The 22,634-nt window shown below is 72.6% G+C and carries 22 protein-coding genes; 14 read left to right on the forward strand and 8 right to left on the reverse strand.

Annotated features, from left to right (window positions below):
• Positions 1 to 434: 434 nt before the first annotated feature.
• Positions 435 to 761 carry a DUF167 domain-containing protein gene (locus tag NBZ83_RS15220; protein WP_261569304.1) on the reverse strand — a complete coding sequence of 109 codons (327 nt, stop codon included), beginning with the start codon at positions 759 to 761 and terminating at the stop codon, positions 435 to 437.
• A 204-nt stretch (positions 762 to 965) separates the two neighbouring features.
• Between NBZ83_RS15220 and fabG the strand changes: the two genes are divergently transcribed.
• The 4 genes from fabG (at position 966) to NBZ83_RS15240 (ending at position 3,925) form a co-directional block, all read left to right on the forward strand.
• On the forward strand, positions 966 to 1,682 hold the full coding sequence (fabG, locus tag NBZ83_RS15225; RefSeq protein ID WP_261569331.1) for a 3-oxoacyl-ACP reductase FabG: 717 nt from the start codon (positions 966 to 968) through the stop codon (positions 1,680 to 1,682).
• Between the two features lie 242 nt (positions 1,683 to 1,924).
• The gene (locus NBZ83_RS15230) at positions 1,925 to 2,230 is read left to right on the forward strand and encodes a hypothetical protein (RefSeq protein WP_261569305.1); all 306 of its coding nucleotides are present in this window, start codon (positions 1,925 to 1,927) and stop codon (positions 2,228 to 2,230) included.
• A complete protein-coding gene (locus tag NBZ83_RS15235) occupies positions 2,227 to 3,393 on the forward strand; it encodes a ferrochelatase (RefSeq protein WP_261569306.1) in 1,167 nt (388 codons plus the stop codon). The genes NBZ83_RS15230 and NBZ83_RS15235 overlap by 4 nt, the downstream gene beginning before the upstream one ends.
• A gap of 16 nt (positions 3,394 to 3,409) precedes the next feature.
• Positions 3,410 to 3,925 carry a DUF3090 domain-containing protein gene (locus NBZ83_RS15240; RefSeq protein WP_261569307.1) on the forward strand — a complete coding sequence of 172 codons (516 nt, stop codon included), beginning with the start codon at positions 3,410 to 3,412 and terminating at the stop codon, positions 3,923 to 3,925.
• A gap of 59 nt (positions 3,926 to 3,984) precedes the next feature.
• Here the strand turns inward: NBZ83_RS15240 and NBZ83_RS15245 are convergent, their stop codons facing one another.
• From NBZ83_RS15245 to NBZ83_RS15260, 4 genes are all read right to left on the reverse strand, one after another.
• Positions 3,985 to 4,779 (reverse strand): Rv1486c family protein, encoded by a 795-nt coding sequence (locus NBZ83_RS15245; protein ID WP_261569308.1) that lies wholly within the window; start codon positions 4,777 to 4,779, stop codon positions 3,985 to 3,987.
• 5 nt (positions 4,780 to 4,784) lie between these two features.
• Positions 4,785 to 5,603 carry an SGNH/GDSL hydrolase family protein gene (locus NBZ83_RS15250; protein ID WP_308203795.1) on the reverse strand — a complete coding sequence of 273 codons (819 nt, stop codon included), beginning with the start codon at positions 5,601 to 5,603 and terminating at the stop codon, positions 4,785 to 4,787.
• 68 nt (positions 5,604 to 5,671) lie between these two features.
• Complete coding sequence (locus NBZ83_RS15255; RefSeq protein ID WP_261575228.1) at positions 5,672 to 6,958, reverse strand: glycosyltransferase; 1,287 nt, start codon at positions 6,956 to 6,958, stop codon at positions 5,672 to 5,674.
• A complete protein-coding gene (locus NBZ83_RS15260) occupies positions 6,955 to 8,196 on the reverse strand; it encodes a glycosyltransferase family 4 protein (RefSeq protein WP_261569312.1) in 1,242 nt (413 codons plus the stop codon). Before NBZ83_RS15260 ends, NBZ83_RS15255 begins: the two co-directional genes overlap by 4 nt.
• A gap of 274 nt (positions 8,197 to 8,470) precedes the next feature.
• On the opposite strand from NBZ83_RS15260, the gene NBZ83_RS15265 reads away from it, so the two are divergent.
• Together NBZ83_RS15265 and NBZ83_RS15270 are read left to right on the forward strand one after the other, a co-directional pair.
• Entirely contained in the window at positions 8,471 to 8,851 is a 381-nt protein-coding gene (locus NBZ83_RS15265) for a DUF3099 domain-containing protein (RefSeq protein WP_261569313.1), read from the forward strand.
• Positions 8,848 to 9,738, forward strand: a complete 891-nt coding sequence (locus NBZ83_RS15270; protein WP_261575229.1) for an SAM hydrolase/SAM-dependent halogenase family protein — start codon at positions 8,848 to 8,850, stop codon at positions 9,736 to 9,738. The genes NBZ83_RS15265 and NBZ83_RS15270 overlap by 4 nt, the downstream gene beginning before the upstream one ends.
• A 4-nt stretch (positions 9,739 to 9,742) precedes the next feature.
• On the opposite strand, the gene pucL is transcribed toward NBZ83_RS15270, so the two are convergent.
• Complete coding sequence (gene pucL / locus NBZ83_RS15275; RefSeq protein ID WP_261569315.1) at positions 9,743 to 10,636, reverse strand: factor-independent urate hydroxylase; 894 nt, start codon at positions 10,634 to 10,636, stop codon at positions 9,743 to 9,745.
• A 786-nt stretch (positions 10,637 to 11,422) separates the two neighbouring features.
• Between pucL and NBZ83_RS15280 the strand changes: the two genes are divergently transcribed.
• The 8 genes from NBZ83_RS15280 (at position 11,423) to NBZ83_RS15315 (ending at position 19,909) form a co-directional block, all read left to right on the forward strand.
• Entirely contained in the window at positions 11,423 to 12,817 is a 1,395-nt protein-coding gene (locus NBZ83_RS15280) for a L,D-transpeptidase (protein ID WP_261569316.1), read from the forward strand.
• A gap of 464 nt (positions 12,818 to 13,281) precedes the next feature.
• On the forward strand, positions 13,282 to 14,490 hold the full coding sequence (locus tag NBZ83_RS15285) for a phosphatase PAP2 family protein (RefSeq protein ID WP_261575230.1): 1,209 nt from the start codon (positions 13,282 to 13,284) through the stop codon (positions 14,488 to 14,490).
• Positions 14,491 to 14,721: 231 nt separating this feature from the next.
• Positions 14,722 to 15,888 carry an OmpA family protein gene (locus NBZ83_RS15290; protein WP_261569319.1) on the forward strand — a complete coding sequence of 389 codons (1,167 nt, stop codon included), beginning with the start codon at positions 14,722 to 14,724 and terminating at the stop codon, positions 15,886 to 15,888.
• Between the two features lie 71 nt (positions 15,889 to 15,959).
• The gene (locus tag NBZ83_RS15295) at positions 15,960 to 16,379 is read left to right on the forward strand and encodes an encapsulin-associated ferritin-like protein (protein WP_261569321.1); all 420 of its coding nucleotides are present in this window, start codon (positions 15,960 to 15,962) and stop codon (positions 16,377 to 16,379) included.
• Positions 16,376 to 17,194, forward strand: a complete 819-nt coding sequence (locus NBZ83_RS15300; protein WP_261575231.1) for a family 1 encapsulin nanocompartment shell protein — start codon at positions 16,376 to 16,378, stop codon at positions 17,192 to 17,194. Before NBZ83_RS15295 ends, NBZ83_RS15300 begins: the two co-directional genes overlap by 4 nt.
• A gap of 270 nt (positions 17,195 to 17,464) precedes the next feature.
• Positions 17,465 to 17,659: a (2Fe-2S)-binding protein gene (locus NBZ83_RS15305; RefSeq protein WP_261569324.1), complete on the forward strand. Its 195-nt coding sequence runs from the start codon at positions 17,465 to 17,467 to the stop codon at positions 17,657 to 17,659.
• 113 nt (positions 17,660 to 17,772) lie between these two features.
• On the forward strand, positions 17,773 to 19,107 hold the full coding sequence (locus NBZ83_RS15310) for an alpha/beta hydrolase family protein (RefSeq protein ID WP_261569325.1): 1,335 nt from the start codon (positions 17,773 to 17,775) through the stop codon (positions 19,105 to 19,107).
• A gap of 466 nt (positions 19,108 to 19,573) precedes the next feature.
• Positions 19,574 to 19,909, forward strand: a complete 336-nt coding sequence (locus NBZ83_RS15315; RefSeq protein WP_261569326.1) for a hypothetical protein — start codon at positions 19,574 to 19,576, stop codon at positions 19,907 to 19,909.
• On the opposite strand, the gene NBZ83_RS15320 is transcribed toward NBZ83_RS15315, so the two are convergent.
• Positions 19,870 to 20,508, reverse strand: a complete 639-nt coding sequence (locus NBZ83_RS15320) for a hypothetical protein (protein ID WP_261569328.1) — start codon at positions 20,506 to 20,508, stop codon at positions 19,870 to 19,872. The two genes, NBZ83_RS15315 and NBZ83_RS15320, sit on opposite strands and share 40 nt — an antisense overlap.
• 154 nt (positions 20,509 to 20,662) lie before the next feature.
• On the reverse strand, positions 20,663 to 22,144 hold the full coding sequence (locus NBZ83_RS15325; RefSeq protein ID WP_261575232.1) for a P-loop ATPase, Sll1717 family: 1,482 nt from the start codon (positions 22,142 to 22,144) through the stop codon (positions 20,663 to 20,665).
• Positions 22,145 to 22,634 lie beyond the last annotated feature (490 nt).

Consider the following 22,634-nt stretch of genomic DNA (forward strand, 5'->3'; position numbering starts at 1 on the left):
GAATCGCGCTGTCCTCCCGGTCCGGTCGGGCGGTGGCGTCGGGTGTGGCGGCGTCGGGTGTGGCGGCGTCCGGGGTTGCCGGGATATCCGAGCCGGCTGGGCCCATGGTCAGCTCCCCCCGGCCCGCGTGCCCCCGCAGGGCATCCGCCGGTCTGATTTCCGGCCTGCGCATGACCGGCCTTCGTCCCACGGCACCGACCTCCCCATGTCCGGACGTGCGGTGCGGGCCGGAGGTTGTGCCGCCGGCCGGATCGGCGACCCACGCCCATTACGCGCGGCAGGACCGCGTCCGGCGTCCCGTTTGCTGATGTCGCACCATTTCAGCATCTGTGGGCGGATACGGTCCCGCGGGCTGGACTCCACCGTGCCGCCGTCGCGCCGGTGTGCATCCGACCGCCGACGCGTCGGCGTCGGCGCGGTCAGGACGACAGAGGTCAGCCCGTCGCGGTGCTGGTCGTCCCGTCGAGGTCGCCGGCGGCGAGCAGGTGGTCGAGGCGGGCGCGCAGGGCTGGTTCGTCCATGGCGGGCGTTGTGATCTCCACGGTCTTGACCCGGCTCGTGGCACCGCGGACAAGCAGGACCTGTGTGCGGCGCAGGCCGAGAGCCTCGGCCAGCGCGCGCAGGGCGGCCTCGGTCGCCCGGCCGTCGACGGCCCGTTCGGTGACGCGGACGGTCAGCATCGCCCCCGCCCGCGGGTCCGTCCAACGCCCACCTACAGTGGCCCGCCCGGCGCCCGGTTGCACCCGGATCGTCACCCGCATGACTGCAATCTTCCCGCACCGCCGCACCGCCGGGAGCTCGTGTCGCGGCATCAATGCCACCAAAGGGTGACGGCGGACGTGGTGGATTCCCGCGCTGCTCCGGGATGTGTATGCGTCGTCAGGACGGGTGCGGTGTCGGGATGGGTGTGTGTCTACGGCCGGGACGGTCCGGAGACGGTGCATCGGCCGGCTACTATCCGGGCCATGGTCGAAAACGAGGGTCGTGTGGCCCTGGTGACGGGTGGTAACCGCGGCATCGGCGCCGCCTGTGCGGTCGCGCTCGCCGCCGCGGGGGAGAGGGTCGCGGTCGCCAGTCGCGGTGGCTCCGCCCCCGAAGGCATGCTGGGCGTCCGGATGGACGTCACCAACACCGAGAGCGTCGACAAGGCGTTCGCCGAGATCGAGGCCGCGCTCGGCCCCGTAGAGATCGTCGTGTCGAACGCGGGCATCGTGCGGGACACACTGCTGGCCACCATGAGCGAGGACGCCTTCCAGGAGGTCGTCGACACGAACCTGCTCGGCGCCTACCGGGTGGCCAAGCGGGCGGCGCGGCCGATGATGCGGATGCGCCGCGGGCGGCTCATCTTCGTCTCCTCCGTCGTCGCCTCCACCGGTGGGCCCGGGCAGTCCAACTACGCCGCGTCCAAGGCCGGCCTGATCGGCTTCGCCCGCTCCCTCGCCCGGGAGCTGGCGCCGCGCAACATCACCGCCAACGTGGTCGCCCCCGGCCCGATCCGCACGGACATGACCGACGCTCTGACCGAGGTCCAGCGGGCAGCCCTCACCGCCCAGGTGCCCGGCGGGCGGATGGGCGAGCCTGCGGACGTGGCCGCTCTTGTCGCCTTCCTGGCCTCGCCGCAGGCCGGGTACATCAGCGGCGCACTGATCCCCGTCGACGGCGGTCTGAGCATGGGGCACTGACAGGGCCGCATCCCGGCCGGCACGCGCGGGGCGTTCCGACGGGCACGGCTGCGCGGTCGGGTGGGCGACGTCGCCGGCGGATATCGTGGGCGGAAGAGCCTCGCCGCGCGCAGCCGAGCCGCCGCCGTGCGCGGTGGCCGGCGTCGCACGGCGGCAGTCCGGGCGCACCGCCTTCGTCTCTGGGCGGCGGCGTCTCTGAGTGGCGGCGCCGAAGCCGCCGCAGCCACGAAGGGGTGGGTCCGATGAGCGTGATCCGGGTGGAACCGCGCGGTGGCCGTGACTTCGACGTGGAGGTCGCGGAGGAGACCTCCCCCGGCGTGCCCGGGCTCTCCTTCTCCTTCCGGGTCACCGTCGACGATGCGGTGCTTGCCGCGAGCGGGACGGCCGCCGGTGACGAGGCGGGGATGATCGCCCTGGTCCACGTGTCGTTCGAGTACCTGCTCGCCCGGGAACCGGCGGGGGCGATCCTGTCGGAGTTCGAGCTGTCGACCATCGGCCGCTACTTTCCGGCCTATCCGGCCGACATCGCCGACCGCGTGCCGCGATGACCGGGACGACCGGGACGCCGGCCGCCGCCGCGGAGGTCGACGCGCTGCTGCTGGTCTCCTTCGGCGGGCCCGAGGGTCCGGACGACGTGCTGCCGTTTCTGCGCAACGTGACGGCCGGCCGGGATATCCCGCAGTCGCGGTTGGAGGTCGTCGCCGAGCAGTATCGGATGTTCGGGGGGCGCAGCCCGCTCAACGACCAGAACCGCCTGCTGGCCGAGGTCCTGCGTGCGGAGCTGCCCGGGTTGCCCGTCTACTGGGGCAACCGTAACTGGGCGCCCTACCTGACCGACACGGTCGCCGAGATGGCCGCCGCCGGCGTCCGCCGGGCGGCCTGCTTCGTCACCTCGGCGTTCTCGTCGTATTCGGGCTGCCGCCAGTACCGGGAGAATCTGGCCGCGGCACTCGTCGCGCTCCCGCCGGGAGCCGCCGCCCCGGAGCTGGTCAAGCTGCGGCTGTTCTTCGACCATCCCGGCTTCGTGGCGCCGATGGTGGACCGGTGCGTCACCGCGTTGTCCGAGCTGCCGGAGAAGGCGCGTGCCGACGCGCATCTGGTGTTCACCGCGCATTCCCTGCCGCTGTCGCAGGCGCGGTCCAGCGGTCCCCACGGCGACGCCTACCCGCGTCAGCTGCGTGCCGTGGCGGAGGTGATCGCCGACGGGGTCCAGCGGGTCACCGGGGTCCGCCATCGCGTCGAGTTGGCCTACTGCAGCCGCAGCGGGCCGCCGGCCGTGCCCTGGCTGGAGCCGGACGTGGGCGATCGGCTGGTCGAGCTCGCCGCGGCCGGGGCGGTGGGTGCCGTCGTCGTGCCGCTCGGCTTCGTCAGCGATCATATGGAGGTCGCCTACGACCTCGACGTTCTCGCCGCCCAGCGGGCGGGGCAGGTCGGGCTGCCGATGGCGCGCGCGGGCACGGTGGGCACCGATCCCCGGTTCGTCGCGATGGTGCGAGAACTCGTCGAGGAGATCCGGCATCCGGATCTGCCCCGCCGGGCGCTGACCGAGCTCGGACCGTGGCCCGAGCAGTGCGCCGCGCACTGCTGCCAGCCGCCGCAACAACCACATCGCGCAATCCGGAAGGCCGCGGAGGGTGGACGGCATGCGGATGCGGCGATACTGATGGGGAACAAGGTAACCGGAACCGGACGACGAGGCGAACGAAGGTAACGGAGCGATCGGAGCTATGCAGCGTTACGTGTTCGAATCCCCGGAGCGGTTCGTGGTGGGCACGGTGGGCCAGCCCGGTGACAGGGTCTTTTTCCTCCAGGCCGCCGGCCGGGGGCAGGTGGTGACGGTGGGTCTGGAAAAGACCGAGGTCACAGCGCTCGCCGAGGGGCTGAACACGCTGCTCGGACAGGTCGGCCAGACGCAGGGGATCGCGCTTCCCGCCGCCACGGACGTCGAGATCGACCTGGCCCCGCTGGACGCGCCGTTCCAGGAGGACTTCCACCTGGGGCAGCTCACCGTCTCCTGGGACGGCCATCGGGTGTTCGTCGAGGCGGCCGGAATATCCCCCGGGGAGATCCGGCTGCCCGAGAGCGAGGACCAGCTCGACTCGCTGCGGGTCGGCCTGTCGATCCGGCAGGCTCGGGCCTTCATCGAGCGGGCCCGCACGATCGTCGCCGCCGGCCGCCCGCCGTGCGTCCTGTGCGGTCGCCCCGACGATCCCGCCGGCCACTTCTGCCCCCGACTGAACTGACCGACCCGCCGCACACCTGAAGCCGGCTGGTCCCGGAGCCGGCTGGTTCCGGAGCCGGCTCAGTGCGGCGGCGGCACCCTGGCACAGGACGGGTCGAACGCGTCGTAGGCGGCCTCGTAGGCCCGCCGCACCGCCGCGGACAGGCCGCGCAGGGCCGCCGACCGCCGCGCGATCTCGCTGGCCGTCACCGCGGCGCCGTCGTCGCGGGCCGCCAGGTCCAGCAGGGTCGAGAGCCGTTCCGCCCGGGCGAGCAGGGCATGGGCGGCCGAGGGGTGCCCCGGACCCAGCCCCGGCCCCGGTTCCTCCTCGCCGCGGTCGCGTAGCAGGGCGAGCACCTCGGGGCGGGCACTGGCGATGTCGAGGTGCACGAGGGCGGCCGTGGTCGTGCGGATCGCGTCGCTGAGCTCGTGCTCGGCGGCGCGCAGCCCGGCGCCGGCCGGCGGCACGCTGGCCGCCGGCAGCACCCGCCAGTGCACGGACTCCAGCCGGCCTTCCAACGCCGGGCCGTGGACGACGACGCTGGGGACGAGCAGCAGCGGCGGAACCGGCCCGATGACGATGATGGCCTCCCCCGCGGTGATCGCGTCGCGGTTCACCTCGGGCGGGCCGGGCAGGCCGGTGGCGTCACCCGGGGCGGGCAGGACGAGGCGTAGCCGCTGCGCGCCGGCGGTGCGAAGGGCACCCAGACCGAGGACGAGCGGCTCGTCACCGAGGGTGTGGGGCGCCGCCTCGCCGCCGAGTGCGCGGTACACCTGCGTGATGACGTCGTCCAGTCCGACGAGCCCGGCAAGCCATGCGTTGCCCCAGCCGGTGAGGACGCCGGACCGGGGCGAGGCTGACAGGGCGGGAAGCACATTGCCTACCGTAGGCAATCCAGGGGCTCTCCGGTGCGCCGAGGGCGGGTCACGAGCCGATTTTCCGTGTGATAGACGTGCCGATCGCCGCCGACCAGGCACCGCCCGGCAAGCCAGGGCAGGCCGACGCTGAGCAGCCAGTAGGAGTGCTGGAGCGTGCCTGGGGTCGTGACCGCCGCATCCGGGCCACCCGCATCAACCTGCCCGGACTGCGCGCCGACAAGTGGTACTCCGGCCTGGACGAGCCGATGGGCGAACGCCCGCGCGATCAACCGGTGCCCGTGCGGCCCCGGATGAACCCGGTCGACGTCGAAGCTCGACCGATGACGCACGGCCGGATGACGGTCGAGGTCGACGACGAGCACCCCGGGATCGGCTCGGGCGGCGGCGCGCACGGCGGCGTTGAGTCGCCCGACCCGATCCGCGAGGACGCGGGTCACCGGCGCCGGCAGTGGCAGCAGCCGGCCGGGATCGGGCAGGGTAGCGGTGAGCACGACCGTCCCGCCGGCGCGCAGCCGGCTCACCGTCCAGATCAGGTCCTGCCGCAGGCGCAGCGGATCGAACGTCGCTTTGAGCACGTCGTTCATGCCCGTGACGACGGTGGCAACCTGCGGATTCAGGGTGAGCGCGACCGGTAACTGGCGGGTCCGCACGTCGCGGGCGGTCGCGCCGGTGGTGGCCAGGTTGGTGTAGTGCACGGTGCCGGGTGGGCCGAGGCGTTCGGCGAGCCTGGCGGCGAAGCCACGGCCGTGAATGGCGGTGCGGTGGTGCTCGCGCCCCATTGTGACGCCGTCCCCCAGCCCGACGGTGATGCTGTCGCCCAATGCGACGAAACGCGCCCCCGGCGGGGGACACCGCCCTGACCGGGCCGCGGCCATCGGTGGCCCCGCCTTCAGGCGGCCATCGGCGGTGCCGGTGGAACCGGCGTCGGCACGGCGACCGTGCCAGGGCCGACGGCCGATTCGCCCGGCTCGGATCGTTGGGCCGGCTGGGCCGGCTGGGCCGGCTGGGCCGGCTGGGCTGGCTCGGATGGCTGGGCCGAGCCGGCCGTCGGCGCCGCGCCATGGCAGGCGAGGAAGCCGGCGACGGTGGCCGACCAGGTGAACTGCTCGGCCCGGGCCCGGGCAGCCGCGCGCCGCTCGGAGTCCCCCGCGGGTGAGGCAGACAGCAGGTCGACGACCGCGTCGGCGAACGTGAACCCGCTCCCGGCGGCGATCGCGCCCACGCCCGGCACCACCAGCTCGGCCAGCGCGCTGGCGTGGTTCACCACGACCGGCGTGCCGCTCGCGAGCGCCTCCAGGGCGGCCAGCCCGAACGTCTCCACCGGCCCCGGGGCGAGCGCGAGGTCGGCGCTGGCCAGCAGGCCAGCGAGTCGCTCACGGTCGGCGACGAAGCCGAGGAAGGCCACGGGCAGCCCGGCGGCCCGCCGTTCCAGCCGGCCGCGGTGCGCACCGTCGCCGGCGATCACCAGGCGGACCGCAACCCGCCGGCGGACAAGTTCGGCGACCGCGTCCACGGCCGTGTCGACCCGCTTCTCCGGTGCCAGCCGGCTGGCCACGACCAGCAGCGCCTCGGTGTCCCGGGCGAATGCGCGGCGCAGTGTGCGATCGCGGTGATCGGGGTGGAACCGGTCGAGTTCCACCCCGAGCGGGATGTGGCGCAGGTTCGGCGTGCCGAGCCGGACGAACTCGGCCGCGGCCCACGCCGTCGTCGTGACGACCGTGTCGAACGCGGCGGCGAGCGATGCGTTCGCCCGGTCCGCCGCCGCCGTGACGGGTAGTACGCCCCGCAGGGACGGCGGCGTCCACGTGCCGAGCAGCCGGTCGAGTCGTTCGTGGCTGACGACCAGCGACGGCACGCCACAGCGCCGTGCCCACCCGCCCAGGGTGCGCAGCGTTGCCCGGTCGTGGACCTCCAGCCGGTCGGGCTGCTCGCGGTCGAGCAGGGCCGCCACCCGCCACGGCTGGGTGATGATTCGGTAGCCGGTGCCGGGCAGGCGGGGCGCCCGGACCCGCAGGACCAGCGCGTCGGGGCGCTGCTCGGCCTCGTCATGTTCCCCGGGCACGATCTGGACGACCTCGTGACCGGCCGCCGCGTAGCCCGCGGCGAGGTGACGCAGCGTCGTCCGAATGCCGCCGGAGGCCGGCGCGACGAAGTTCGCCGCCTGCACGATCTTCATGGTCTCCGCCTGTCCTTTCGTCGGGCCGCCTCCCGGTCGCCCGCCTCCCGGTCGCCCGCCTCCGTCGTCGTAGCGCCCATGGCCGCCCCCGATGCCAGTTCGCCGTGTCCGCCGCGGCCGCCGGTGCCGAGGACGTCGCGGTAGTGGCCGAGCAGCTCGTCGCCGACGGCGGTCCAGCCGCATCCGGCGACCGAGTCTCGGGCGGCCAGCGCCATGGCCGTCCGCCGCTGCGGGTCGCCGACGAGCGTGGCGACCTGGGTCCGCAGGGCCGCCGGATTCCCGGGCGCGTAGTGCAGGCCGGTGCGGCCGTGTTCCACGACGTCGAGCAGCCCGCCGGCCGCCGGGGCGACCACCGGTACCCCGCTGGCCTTCGCCTCCTGGGCGGCCTGGCAGAACGTTTCGTGCATGCCGGTGTGCACGAACACGTCCAGGCTCGCCACCGCGGCGGACAGCTCGCGTCCGCTGCGGAAACCCAGGAAGGCGGCGTCTGTCAGCGTCTGTTCGAGCGCCGAGCGTGACGGGCCGTCGCCGACGACGACGAGCCGGGTGCCGGGCAGATCGGCGACCGCGCCCAGCAGGTCCACCCGCTTCTCCCGGGCGAGCCGGCCGACGTAGCCGACGAGCAGCTCGCCGCCCGGAGCGAGCTGGCGGCGCAGGTCGGCGTCGCGGTGTCCCGGATCGAAGCGTTCGAGGTCCACGCCCCGGCTCCAGCGGGCGACCCGCTGCACTCCCTGTCGGAGCAGGGCGTCGACGGAGTCCCAGGACGGGGCGAGCGTGCGTGCCGCCAGCCGGTGCACGGTGGCGAGCCAGCGCCAGATCGTGCGTTCGGCGGTGGCCAGCCCGTAACGGGCGGCGAATGCCGCGATGTCGGTCTGGTAGACGGCGACGCTTGGCACGTCGAGCCGCCGGGCTGCGAACACCGCCTGCGCGCCGAGCCCGGCCGGGGCCGCCAGATGCACGATGTCCGGGGCGAACTCCCGCAGCGCCGCGGGCAGGGCGGGCCACGGCACGGCGAAGCGGAACGCCGGGTACCCGGGCATCGGCGCTGATGGCGCCCACAGCACCGGTGCGCCGGCGTGCGTGCGGGGGGCGGTGCGCCGGGCGGCCGGTGCCGGGGCCGGGGCGACGACCATCGCCTCGTGCCCGCGGTCGCGCAGATGCTCCAGGACTCGGCACACCGTGTTCGTCACCCCGTCGACATGGGGGAGGAACGACTCGGTGATCACGGCTACGCGCACACCGAGCACGGTGGCAGGGCCTGGAGCCGTCCCGCGGACAGCCAGCCGACCGGTACGTGAACGTTCCCGCACAGCTTCGTGCGAAAGCGCCGTCCGGCCTGGGTGGCCGCGGTTCGGACGGCCGGCGGACGGCCGGCGGCCGGCGGGCGGCAGGGTGCGGCGTCTGATCGCGGCCGTTTTCCCCACGCCCGGGTGAGGAGCATATTGGGAGGGGGCGACACGGGACGCGGGCTGGGACGAGCCGGACAGAGAGAAGCATCGAGGTGTACGGGTGATGTTCAAGCGGCGGGAGACGGTGCTCATCACGTCCGCCAGCCGGTCGCGGCAGTCGGATATTGACCGCCGGCAGCTGCGCTATCTGGCCTCGATGCTGTTCCGCGTCATCTGTTTCGTGCTTGCTGTGGTCGCCTTCCACGGCTGGTTGCGGTTCGTCGCCGTCGCGATCGCCGTGATCCTGCCCTGGGTCGCGGTCGTGTTCGCCAACGGCGGCCCGCCCCCCGAGAGGGGCAGCCCCGCCGCCTTCGAGCCGGCCCAGGCGGTCCAGGACGCGCCGGCCGCGCTGACCGCCGATCCGCACCGCGTGGTCGACAGCGATGGCTGGGTCGACGAGGAGGGCTGGGTACACGGCCAGCCCGGGACGCCCCCGCCAGGTTGATCTGCGTCAGCTTCATCACCGACTACGGCCTCGCGGACGGGTTCGTCGCGGCCTGCCACGGGGTGATCATGCGGACGGTGCCGACGGCCCGCATCATCGACATCACCCATCTTGTGCCGCCCGGCGACGTGCGACGGGCGGCGGCGGTGCTCGCCCAGACGGTCGGGTCGCTGCCACGCGGTGTGCACCTCGCGGTGGTGGACCCGGGGGTGGGCACGGCCCGTCGGGCGGTGGCGTTGCACGCGGCCGGCGGGGACCTCGTCGGCCCCGACAACGGGCTGCTGATCGCGGCGGCCGAGCGGCTCGGCGGGGTCCGGGCCGCGGTGACGCTGCCGGTACCGGCCGGGACGCCCGCGACGTTCCACGGCCGTGACGTGTTCGCGCCCGCCGCGGCCGCGCTCGCCGGGGGGACGGAGCTGGCCGCACTCGGGGCGCCGCTCGACCCGGCGACGCTCGTCCGCCTGCCCGCCCCGCACGCCCGGCTGCGGCCGGACGGGGTACTCGAGGCCGAGGTGCTGCTCGTCGACACCTTCGGCAACGTCCAGCTCTCGGCCGCCGGGCCGCTACTCGCCGACGCCGGGCTGCGCCCTCCCGCCCGAGCGCGGCTCTGGGCCGTCGTCCCCGACGCCGGTCGATCCGGCGGCGCGTCCGGCGGCGCGTCCGGTGACGGGGCCGAGGCCGGGGACGCAGGGACCGATCCGGCGACGCGGGTGACCGAACTGGCCGTGGGGGTGACGTTCGCGTCGGTGCAGCCCGGCGAACTGGTGCTCTACGTGGATGCCGCGGGCATGGCCGCGCTCGCGGTCCGTGACGGCGACGCGGCTCGCGCCCTGGCCGTCGCCCCCGCGGACCGGCTCGCGATATGCCGGGTGGGCGACGCCGTCTGAGCCGTCAGCAGAAGCCGGGGACGGCCTGCCAGCTCGGGCCCGGGGCAGGCGCGTCGTCGCGCAGTACCGTCGCTTCGATCCGCCCGTAGGGGCGGTCCGGCGCCTGGTAGACGACGTCGGGGTTGTCCAGCCCGAACGGTTCGAGGTCGACCAGGAAGTGGTGCTTGTTCGGCATCGACATCCGGACCTCGGCGACCTGGGGGTAGGCGGTCAGGGCCGCCTCGCCCATCCGATAGAGCGTCTGCTGTAGCGCCAGGCTGTGGACGCCGGCGAACGTGCTGATCAGGGACTCGCGGACGCCGTCGAACAGCGGTCCGAAGTCGTGGCCGGCCCCGATGTAACGCCAGCGGGCCGTCACCTCGGTCGCGAGGATGCGGTCGGTGGTCTCGGCGAGTGTCGTGTAGCGGTCGCGGGGAAATCCCCAGAACTCCGACCCGGTCGACTTGAGCACGACCAGCCCGGCGAGTCCGGAAACGACGAACACGGCATCGCCGTCCACCGTGACAACCGTGTTCCGTCTTTCCGCACCCGCCCGGCTGAACGCATGGTTGTGCGGCGCTCCGTCGACCGAGATCCGATTCCAGTGGTACTGCTCGATCTCTATCTGGGCTCCATCGATCCATGGGAGGGAGTCGACGAAATGTCGGCCGAGCCGGATCGCGAAATCCTCGATCTGGCCGATTCCGTGCTCCCGCGCGAAGGCGTAGACGGTGTTCTTCTGCGCATCGGTGGTGAGGACGTGGGAGTTGTCGCCGGTCAGGTGCGCGGCGGCGAAGTCGCCGCGAAGCGCGGTGGACACGTTCAGATCGATGAGGTGATGTACCGGACCCGTGCGGTCCACGTGGACAAGGCGGATTTCCGCCTTGCCGAACTGGTTCGGTCCGAGCACGATCGCCATCGAGCCTCCCTGGTCGCGGGGGCGTGCGTTCCCTCGCGGTGAGGGTCGCCCAACGATGAGTCTGATCCGGTCCGGGGCCGGGCCTCGGCTCGTGGCGCCGTGCCCCGCGCAGCCGGGCGGCGACCCCGGCCGGACCGCCTGTGGCCCCATCTAATCCTGCGGCAGCGGTGTGACGGTGCGGTCCTTCCGTAGGTTTCATGGCCGTTTCTGCCGGGCGGCCTCGGATCGCCGGCACCCGAGGCTGTCCGATGATCGTCCGGCGGTCCGCCCGCGGTCCCGCGGTGGCCGGGGCGGGATCCGGCCGCCGCCACCGGCTCCGCCGCCCCGGGTCCGCGGGCCGTCGGTCACGGACTGCCCAACGAAGGCGCGGTGTCCCGCCGGATTTCCACGGAATTCGCAATGGTTCGCCGATGGCCCCGACCGGATGCGTCGCACGGTCGTCCCCGAGTTGCGGATTCTCACTTTTCGGTGTGACCGGTTGCGTCGCCTTTGGTGGCGCCATGGGTCCTGGTCGTCGCTTTTGGCGGATCCGCGAATTGTCATCCCCGGGGGGCAACCTCATCCGGTACCTGCGCGTCGGAAGAGGTGAAAGGGGAGGGGTTTATGAGAAATACCCGGAGAGTGCTACCCTCCGTATTTAGCTGCTCTACGTGGAGTGATGGTCGGGCGGCCGACACCAGTCAATCCAGTGATCGACGGGACGAGGTGCCGACCCCTGGGTACCGTTCAGACCTAGGCTTCCGTCCGGCGACGATGCCGGTCGTGTTCTTCGGAAGAGGGCATTACATGTCTCGCTCGGTAATGATTCCCTCACGTGATTCCCGTGGGTGGAGCCCGAGCCGTCCGGGTCCGCGGTCGGCCGGCACTTTCGGGCATCGTCGCCGGTGGACGGGCGGGGCGCTCGCCTTCGTCACGGCACTGGCCGTCGCCGCCTGCTCGTCCGGCAGCCCCTCGAAGCCGGCAGCCGTCGCCGTGCCGGATCCCGCGGCGAGCGTGACCGTCACCCCGGGCGACGACACGACAGGGGTCACCCTCACCGATCACGTCGTCGTCCGCGCCAACGCCCCGCTGGCCGACGTGAGCGTCGCCCGGGAGGCGAGCGCGGCCGAGAAGACCGAGACGGGGGTGCTGCTCGGCACCTTCTCGGCCGACCGGCGCACGTGGACGTCCACGGGCGGCCTGTTCTCCAACTCCCGCTACCAGGTCGCCGCCACCACCGTCCCGGCAGCCCGGATCATCGGGACGAAGTCGGTGCGCACGAGTTTCGTCACCGGGGTTCCGGCGAAGTCGTTCAAGGTCTCCTGGGACCCGGTCGCCGGGCAGACGGTCGGGGTCGGCGCGCCGATCAGCCTGACCTTCAGCGCCCCCGCACCGGACCGCGCCGCCGTGCAGCGCATGCTGTCCGTGCGTACCGACCCGCCGGTCCTCGGCGCCTGGAACTGGATCTCCAACCGGCTCGTCGTCTGGCGCCCGCAGCAGTACTGGGCGCCGGGAACGAAGGTGCATGTGGAGGCGAACTTCGCCGGATACGACGCGGGCGGGGGACGTCTCGGCGTGAAGGACCGGGCGATGGACTTCGCCGTCGGCTCGGCGCAGATCTCCAAGGTCGACGCCGCCGCCCACACCATGCAGGTGTTCCGCAACGGGCAGTTGCTGCGCACGATGCCGGTGAGCCTCGGCAAGCCCACATCCCCGTCGATGGACGGTCCCCACAACGTTCTCGGCAAGTCGCCCGAGGTGATTATGGACTCGGCGACGGTGGGCATCCCGAAGGGCAACCCGGATTACTACTACGAAAAGGTCCAGTGGGCGGTGAACTACACCAGCGGCGGGCAGTACGTGCACTCCGCACCCTGGTCCGTGGCCTCCCAGGGGCGGACGAACGTCTCCCACGGCTGCGTGAACGCCTCCCCGGCCGACGCGCAGTGGTTTTACGGCATCAGCCGGCTCGGGGACATCGTCGACATCGCCAACACCGGCCGCCCGCCGGACACCAGCCAGCTCGGGAACTTCTGGTCGGTGCCGTGGGCGGTCTGGAAGGCAGGCAGCGCGCTGCCCGTGTCGGACCAGCCTGAGACGGCGGCGCCCACCGCACCGGCGGCCAGCACCGTCGTACCGGGTGTCTCGGGTGTCTCGGGTGCGTCCGCTGCGCCCGGGGTCATCGGGGCCGGCGGCGCCTGAACCGACTCCACTTCTGGCGACCGGCCGGTCACCGCCCGCACCGGCCGGTCGCTGCCCGCACTACCCGGTCACCGCCCGCACCGGGCGGTGACCGGGTAGTCGGCGTCGTGTCGGCGTCGCATCGAGGCGGTGTTGTCCTGGTGCGTGCTGCGGCGTGCCCAGCGTCGCGGCCGGACCTCGCCAGAAGCGCGGCGGTCTCCTGCTGACCGGGTACGCAGGAATTTCGGTGGATTTCCGGCCGGACCGGGTCGCCGATCGGCCCGTGACGGCACCAATCGGCCCATGCTGTTGAGTGGAAGCATGAAGAGCGCGCTGTCGCGGCGTCCCGGCGGGCCGCGGCCAGGTGGGGCGGACGTGCAGGGCTGGCGTGGCGGCCCCGGCCGGAGCGAGGGCCGGTCGGGAAGCGTGCGACGTTCGGGAAGCGTGCGACGTTCGGGAAGAGTGCGACGTTCGAGGGGTGCATTGTGAGGCGCTTGCGCAACCAGGCCACCGGTCTGCCGGTCTGGTGGGTGGAGCTGCTGATGTTGGCCGTTCTGTACTACTCGTACACCGGCACTCGATCCGTCGCCGACGCCTCGGCCGGCGAGGCGATGCGGATGGGCCACGACCTGCTGCGGTTCGAGACCTTCCTGCACGTTGACATCGAGCTCAGCCTCAACCGGTGGCTGCAGAACGTCCCGGTGCTGGCGGTCGTTTGCTGTTACTACTACGCGACGCTGCACTTCGTGGTCACGCCGGGCATGTTGGTGTGGACGCACCGCCGGCACACCCGGCACTATGCGCAGATCCGCTGGACACTCGTGGTGACCACGCTGATCTGTCTGGTCGGGTTCTTCCTGTTCCCGACGGCGCCGCCCCGCCTGCTCACCGGCACCTCGTACACCGACACCATGTCGCACTTCGCGGGCTGGGGCTGGTGGACCGGGACCGCCAGCGCCGCCCCGAACGGCCTGGAAGGCATAACCAACCAGTACGCGGCGCTGCCGTCGCTGCACTGCGCCTGGTCGCTGTGGTGCGGGTTCCTGCTCGTGCGCTTCGGGCGCCGGCTGGTGACCCGGATTCTCGGGGTGCTCTACCCGGCGGCCACGTTCTTCGTCGTTATGTCGACCGCCAACCACTACCTGCTCGACGCGGTGGCCGGCTGGATGGTCCTCGGGGCCGCCGCCGGTTCCGTTGCGCTGGTGTTCGCCTGGCGCCGGCGGGTCCGGGCGACCCCGGCCGCGGTTGCGAACGTCGGTAGGTCGGGCGCGGCGCCCGTCGCGCTCGCCGTCTCGGCCTCGGCCTCGGCCACGGCCACGGCCTCGGCCTCGGCAGCGCGTCCTCGCGCCGATCCGGACGTGGCCGCCGATCCGGAGCCGGCCATGGACCAGGATCCGACCGCGGGCCCAAGCCGTGCCGCAGACGCCTTGGCGCCCGACTCGTCCGACTCATCCGAGTCGCCGGAACTGTCCGGCCGATCCGGCCCGTTCGAGTCATCCGAGTTGCTTGAGCCGTCCGTGGATCCGGCCGCGGCTCGGCCGGCGTCGCCGGCGGAACCCGCATCGTCGCCGGCGGCCGGGCGACAGGAGACGCCGGGCGCGGCGACGGTGCCCCCCGTGCCTGCTCCCACCACGCCCGAGTCGTCGTTGGGGTCGGAGCGGGTCGTCCGGCCGGACGGTGCGCGCGCGGTCTGATCCGGAAGAGTTCCGTCCGGCTCAGGGATCGCGATGACGGAGCGTCCTGAATGGGCGGTATGTCGGCCCCCGGTGTGTTGCCTGGGTGGGCGATGTGCGAAGGTTGTGCCGCGGCCGGTGTTGGCCGCGTAGCCTCCCCACCGCCTGTCCGGGCCGCGAAAGATGCACGTCCGACCCTTCCGCGCCGTCCCGGGCTGCGCGTCCGGTCCGATCCAGCTCGGAGTCCGATCGATGTCCCCGTCCCTGGCCGCGCGACTGCACCGTCCCCGCCCGGTCGCGTTCGCCGTGTCGTTGGTGTTGGCCTGGCTGCTGCTCGCCCTGATCGCTTTCGCGCTGCGACGCGGCCCCATCCAGGATGACCTGGCCGCGCGGGCGACGGCGGCCGTCCGGGCGGCCGGGGGCGTGCACGCCCAGGTACGCATCGAAGGTCGGGATGCGATCGTGTCCGGACGTTTTCCCAACGCGGCCGCCGCGGAACAGGCACGAGTCTCGGCCGCGGTCTCCGGCACCACGTCGGCCCGCCTCGGCGGCGATGTGGTGATCGCCACTCGCCCGGCCAAGCCGCTGGTGCTCGCCGTGGCCGGCGGCGGCCTGGCAGTCACCGCGACCGTGCCTGACGGGGCGAGCCGCGCCGCACTGCTCGCCGCCGTCGCCGACGCGGCCGGCGGTACGGTGCGCGGTCAGGTGCTCGTCGACCCGACGGCCGCCGAGCCGCCGGTGGAGGCCGTCGCCGCCCTCGCCACGGCGCTGCGCGGGGTGGCCGGCGAACACTGCGCGACGGTTTCCGGCACGACCGTCGCCCTCACCGGTGGCGCGCCCGACGAGGCTGCCCGCCGCCGGCTCGGCGCCGCGGTGCTGGCCGCGACGAGTTCCGCCGTCCCCGGCGCCACGCTGGCGGACCACGTCGTCGTCACCCGTGCCGGATCCGACTCCGCCGCCCGTCCCGGCCGCGCCCCGGCCGCGAGCCAGCGGCCGGGATCGTCCGCGCCGGGCGGCACCTCCGCCGAATCGGGGGCGACCTCCACCGGATCGGCCGGCACCCTGGCGGCCGTGCGGGCCGCCCTCGACGGTCACGGCGTCACCTTCCCGGTGGCCGGGGCGCGGCTGACCCCGTCGGCACGGGCCCGCCTGGACAAGGTCGCCGAGGCGCTGCGCGGCGGAGATCTCGCCGTCCTCGTCGGCGGCCACACCGACATCTCGGGACCGCCCGCGCTCAACCAGGCGCTGTCGCTGAACCGGGCCCAGACCGCCGCCGACTACCTGACGAGCCGGGGCGTGCCCACTGATCTCGTGCGGGCCGCGGGCTTCGGAGCACGCGAACCGATCGGGAACAATCGCACCCCGCAGGGCCGTGCCGCCAACCGTCGCGTCGAGATCATCCCGCTGCCGTCGCGCTGAGGACGGCGACGGTGCGTGGGATGTCACAACCGTTGCGGCGTAACGCCGGGTCGGCGTGGTAGGCAGACGACATGGGCGACTCAAGCATGGGGCTGCACGAGCAGCCCGACAAGCTCTCCGCGCTGACGGTCGACCGTCACCGGGCGATCGTCTCGCTGATGGAGGAGCTGGAGGCCGTCGACTGGTACGACCAGCGGGTCGACGCCGCGACGGACCCGGACCTGGCGCAGGTACTGGCGCACAACCGGGACGAGGAGAAGGAACACGCGGCGATGACGCTGGAGTGGCTGCGTCGCCACGACCCGGTGCTGGACACCCAGCTACGGACCTACCTGTTCACCGCCGGGCCGGTGACCGAGGTCGAGGCGGATGCCATGGGGCCGCGCGACTCCGGCGAGGCCGGCGGCGCGGGCGCGGTGGCGCAGCGGCAGGCGGCGGGGCCCGGTGACGGCTCCCTCGGAATCGGCAGCCTGAAAGGTGTAGACGAGTGAATCATCTGCTGCGCGGTCACGCCCCGCTGACGGACGCTGCCTGGAAGGCGGTGGACGACGAGGCGAAGGCCCGGCTCACGACGAACCTGGCCGCCCGCAAGGTGGTGGATTTCGCCGGGCCGCATGGCTGGGAGTACTCCGCCACCCCGCTGGGTCGGGTCGGCTCGCTGTCCTCGCCGCCGGCGGACGGGGTGCAGGCCCGAGTCCGCAAGGTGCAGCCGGTCATCGAGCTGCGCGTCGGCTTCACCCTGGACCGCGCCCAGCTTGCCGACGCCGACCGCGGCGCCGACGACATCGACCTCGCGCCGCTGGAGGAGGCGGTGCGCCGCATCGCCGTCACCGAGAACTCGGTCGTCTTCCACGGCTACGAGCAGGCGGGCCTGGTCGGCATCACGCAGGCGTCGGCGCATCCCCAGCTGCCGCTGGCGGCGGGGACCGACACCTGGCCGCGCACCGTGGCGAAGGCCGTCGCCCTGCTGCGCCGTGCCGGCATCGCCGGGCCGTACGCCCTGGCCCTCGAGCCCGACGGCTACACCGCGGTGATCGAGACCGCTGAGCACGGCGGCTACCTGCTGCTCGCCCACCTCCAGCAGATCCTCGACGGGCCCGTCGTCCAGGCCCCGGGGGTCACCGGAGCGGTCGTGCTCAGCCTGCGTGGAGGCGATTTCGTGCTCGAGTCCGGCCAGGACCTTTCGATCGGGTACGCGTCGCACACGACGGACACCGTCGACCTGTACCTGGAGGAGAGCTTCACCTTTCGGGTGACCGAGCCGGACGCGGCCGTTGCGCTTCTGCCGGCCGCCGGGGGCGTGTAGCCGACGGCGGTACGGGGTCGGACGGGCCGATCAGATCCCGCTTCCAGGGGCGGTCGGCCCATGTCCGTGGGATCCGGGGGCACAGGTGCCCGATGAGGACAGGCGATACGGCCGTCTTGCGCCGAGGGGCTCGCTCGTGGCACCCTGCAATTAGGGAAGCCTAAGCTAAGGCGCCGGTCCGCCAGGGTCGGCGCCGCGGTCTCCCTGGCAGGGTTCGCCAACTGCCGGCCAGTCCCGGGCGGGCTGGCCGCCTCGGGCTGGTGAGGTGCGGTGCTCGTCTGTTCTTGCTTCGCGGTGTCCGACCGGACCCTACGTAACGTGATCGCCGCCGGTGCTCGGGATGTGGACGAGATCGGCGAGCGTTGCGCCGCCGGCACGGGCTGCGGCGGCTGTGTCGAGGAGATCGAGGACCTGCTGGACATCGTTGCTCCCCGCTGTGCCCGGCTGACAGCCAAGGCGAGCTAGGGCCCTCCGCTCGCGTACTGTTTCTGCGATGTTCTATCACTCTCGGTAGTGTCATCGGGGTGACGCCTTGTGCGATCCGGTACATGACGACGCACCGGACTGCAGCGCGGTCGGTGAGGTGTCCGGCAGCCGCCGCCATCCTGCTGACCTTGCTGGGCTGCCTGATGGGCCTGGTGGAGCCGGCGATCGCGGGCGGGGGACCGGCCGGCGGGGGACCGGCCGGCGGCGATCGTGGCCTGCTCGCCGACGCCGCGGCCGCTCCGGCCGCTCCGGCCGACCCGACGCCAGCCGCGGACGACGCCACCGTTCCCGACCCAAGCCTGCCGGGACCCTGGCAGATCGGCTACCGCACGATGCGGATAGTCGACCCGAGCCGCCCAGACCGGGTTCTCGTTACCTCGCTGTGGTACCCGGCTCGCCCGAGCACGTCCACCGTCCCCAGGGTGACCCATCCCGGGACGACCGGGTCGAGCGTCGGGCCACGTCCGGCGGCCGAATCCGGTAGGGGCGGGGCCTGCCCCGAGATCGCGGCCGCCGGCCCGGGGGCAGTCGGCGGGCCGGGGCAGCCGGCGTTCTACCCGTTGGTCGGGGACGTCGGGTTCTTCTCGGCAACCGCGGTGACCGACGCCGCCCCGGCACCGGGCCCGTTCGCCCTCGTCGTGTTTTCCCATGGCAGCGTCGGCAGCCGGGTGCAGTCGGCCTACCTGATGGAGGCGCTGGCCAGCCACGGCTTCCTCGTCGCCGCCCCCGACCATCCCGGCGACACGATGACCGACGCCGCGGCGGGGCGGGAGGAGCGCCAGCTCACGCTGGTGACAGATCGGCCCCGCGACCTCTCCTCGGTGATCGACGCGCTGACCGTCAAGTCCTGCCCGATCGCGCCGCGGGTCCGCCCCGATGAGATCGGCGTCGTCGGCTTCTCCTTCGGCGGGTTCACCGCGGTCGTGTCGAGCTTCGGCGTCCGATCCGTGTTGGGGGACCCGCGCATCAGAGCGTCGGTGGGGATCGCGGCGCCGACCTTTCCGCTGCCCGCGACGTCACTCGCCCAGGTGCGCGTGCCCACGCTGTTGATCGGCGCCACCCTGGACCGGGCCATGCCGGCTCCCGAGAACGACGACCGGGCGTTCGATCTCCTGGTGGACTCCCACCCGCGGATGACCGTCGCCGTCACCGGCGCCACGCACAACTCGTTCACCGAGATCTGCCGGCAGACCGGGCTGGTCGGCGCTCCCGGGATCCCAGTCCTGGTGGGCATGCAGGTGGCGCTGACCGCCGCGGCCACCTGCTGGCCGCCACACATCGCCTCCGCCGACGCCCACCGGCTCGCCGCGCGCTACACCGTGGCCTTCCTCGCGAGTCACCTGCGGGGCGAATCCGGCTACGCGCGGTACCTCACGGCCCCGAACGCGGGAGACGCGCTCCTCGCGACCGTCCGCACGAGCTCCTGAGATGTTGCCGGGTTCCGCGGAACATCATGATCGCTGGGGCTGATGCCCGACCGGAGGCCACGGGTCAGCCCTCGCGTCGGCGAAACGTGCGATCCTCCCTACGTCGTAAGCACCGGCCAAGGCCGCCTCCACGCCCCCAGCTACCAGGCCGGCCACCCCCACAATCGAGATCATGACCGGCTGCGAGGCGACGATGGCGAACACGGCCGGACCGAGTGCCCTGGGTACTAGCCCGGTCGGGCTACCCGGGCCGTGCTATGAAGGGATACAGGTGACCCGCCCCGACATCGACGGTTACCGTTGGCCCACCGACCGGCGGGCGCCACAACGCGCAGCGTCGGCCGGTTGATCCGGTCGGATCGGCGCCTCACACCCGACCCCGGTGCCCGAGTCGCCCGGCCGGCCGGATCACGTGCGATGCCTACGGGTACGGTGCGGTGCGATGCCCCGCAAGGAGGTCGTGGCGATGTCTGCTCGCCAGGTGCGGCGGTTCGAGCTGGAGCGTGAGGTCGACGTCTCGGGGGTGTCCGGGACGGGCGCGGTGGCGTTCGGGGCGCAGGCGCCCGATGGGACCTGCGTGCTGTGGTGGGCCTCCGAGCACGACTCCATCGCGATCTACCCGACGATGGAGACCCTGCTCGCCATCCACGGGCACGGCGGGACGACCCGGGTCGTCTACATCGACACGGCCGACCAGCCTCCGTCTCCGGGCGCCGCCGCGACGCCGCCGGGTTCCCGGGGCGCGGCCGGTCGGTCGGGCGGTCAGGTCAAGGGGCGGAAGCAGGCGGTCGCGCGGTCCTGAGGATCGATGGTGTAGAGCGCCAGCGTGCCCGCCATCTCCCGTGGATCGATGCCGTGGTCGAGCATCCGCCGGTGCAGCTCCGCAAGTATGCGCAGGGCATGGTCGAGCAGGACGGGGGTGATGCCCGCGGGGTGGCGCAGCGCCTGCCCGAACCGCACGTCGGCGTCGCCGTCGCTGGTCAGCGCGGCGAGGACGCCGAGCCGGATGCGTTCGGCGAGGTCCTCCCAGACCGCCGCGCTCGTCGGCACCTCCGCCCCCCGCCAGATTCCCGGGACGTGCAGTTCCGCGACGAGGAGGGCCGGCTGGCGGCCGGTGCGCAGATGGACGGCCACGACCCACATCGCCATCAGCCAGCACAGCCCGCGCATGGTGTTCAGCGGATCGGCGGCGACCTGCTCGTGCAGGTGCCGTTCGGACTGTGGCCGGCTCGCCGGCGCCAGCCAGCCCCAGGCCAGGCGTTCGATGTCGACGATCTGGACCATCGGTAGGTCGGCGGGATGGGGCCGGGCCAGCGCGGCGGCTCGGCCGGAGTCGGCGTCGACGAGCGCGAGCGCCCCGGGGTCGGAAAGGGTCTGCCAGGCCAGACCCGGCGATGGCATGCGGTTCACAGTAACCCTAGCCAGAAGGCTTAACCAGGGTGTTGGCCACACCATGTGAAAACGGCCGTGCGGCCGCTGGGCTGCTTTCTCCGCGTCAACACGTGGCGCCCGCCATCACACCACCATTGGGACCCGTTCCGCGGGCACCGAAGTTTTATCGATCGACGACGTAGCGGTGGAACATCGGGTGGATCGCGAATTCGGTGACGCTGTGCAGGGTGGGCCGTGCCCGCCGGAGCCCGCGGGCCTCCGGGATCCAGGCCGCCTGGTTGGACGCGGCGCCGACCGGCATCTGCTCGCGATCGGCGGTGGAGTCGCCGGCGGGGATGAGGAAACCGACGTTCCACAGCACCTCGAGGATCACCTCCGGCTCACGGCTGTCGATCCACGAGCGGGCCTCCGGCGCCGTGTGCACCGCCCCGGTGGCCAGGTCCAGCAGGAAAAGTTCCAGGTCGGCGCGGCTCCAGGTGGCCGGGCCGACGCGGAACGTCTGGAAGACGCCAAGCAGGCCGGGATGCTGGAAGCGGTACTCGGCGGCGATGTCGCGCGACCGCTCGGCCGAATACGTCGATTCGACCGCCTGAATGTCCCGCGGGGTAATACGAACCGACTTGCGGGAGCTGTGCGTGCGGGCGTGGTCGAGGGCGTGACTACAGTACTGAATGATTTCTCGGGGACGACACAGCGAGCGGTCTGTCATGTACTGGAACGACCACCGTGGCCGGGTGAAGACCGCGCCCCAGCAGTCGTCGTCGCTGCGCGTCTTCATATCGGGGACCGTGTGGCGGATGCGGCCGGCAATCATCTTCCAGAGCCCGTCCTCGTCCCAGGAGACGACCTCGATGAGATCGCGGAACTTCTGGGCGTCGTCGTAAATCGCGGGAATGCTGTCGTAGAGCTCCTGGCGCAGCGACATGCAGATCCGCAGGTGCGGCGAAAGATCATTGATCGACATGCAGGCCTGGAACAGGCCGGCGACGAAGGCCTGGGCGTCCTCGGAGGCGTCCCAGCCTCGGTCCAGCTCGTCGACGAGCACCGTCACCCGGCTGCGTTCGCACAGCCGGACCAGCGGGGGCAGCAGATGTTCGATTTCCTGGAGTTTGTAGAGATACTGCAGCTCCCGGGTGCGGACACCGGCCTCGTACCGGCCTATCTTCACCGACTCGATCCGGCGAAGATAGGAGACGAAGGCGTCGAAGGTGCTCGTCCCGCCGGCCGCGTGATGGTCTCGCAGGTAGGCGTGGATCTGGCTTTCCGCGCCGCGCCGCAGCCGGCCGTGGCGGCGGGTCAGCTCCTTCATGATGAGTACGAGGATCAGGTACTTCCAGGCCGTCGCGTAGGCGCCCAGCTTCGCCCACGCGCCGTCCAGCTCGCGGGTCATGGCGGAGCTGAGGAACTCGTAGGAGTAGTCCTCGGGCGCCAGCTCGATTACCGAGCGGCCGGCGTCCCGCTGCCGGTGCGCCATAGTCTTGAAGATCGCGCTCTTGCCGGCGCCTCGGTTCGCGACCAGGATCGTCTTCGTTCCCGAGTTCACCTGGTTGTAGGCGGAGGACTCGATGAAATAGAAGTCGAGCCCCCGACGGATGTCCCGTTCCGCGGCGGCCGCACCGAAGCTGAGGCGGGCAAGATCGACCATCAGCACCCTTTCGACCGAACGCTGGCGTGTGGTCCGAATCTGAACGCTCACGACGATACCGCGAACACTGTCGAATTGCGGGTGCTTTCTTTTCGGATATGCGGATCCGACGCCGTCGTCATGGCGTGGTTCCGCCCGTCCAGCCGGCATTCGTGCAGGTCAGGGTCGGCGCGGGTCGGATCGGTCCGGCGGGGGATTCCTTCGCCCGGTTGCGGCAGGGCAGCCGGGGCCGCTGACGCCTGCACCCGAAATCTGCGAAAAGTCCGCCTTGACGCCGCGGCCGATGGGCGTCGCCCGCCCGCTGCCGGGGCATCGGGCGTTCGTCTTCGTGCGCAGGCAATGGCGGGCGGGTCGCGATGGCCGACCCGGCCGGGGGCCCGGTCACGGCCTCCCTGGGGTGGCCGGGCTCCGCGGGACCGGCACGTGATCCGCGGTGCCCCGAACGGGTGGCCTCGGAAGGTGTGGGGTGTTAGTCGCCGAGGAGGTCGAG

It is taken from the genome of Frankia gtarii (genome assembly GCF_025403375.1).
Lineage (GTDB): Bacteria > Actinomycetota > Actinomycetes > Frankiales > Frankiaceae > Frankia > Frankia gtarii.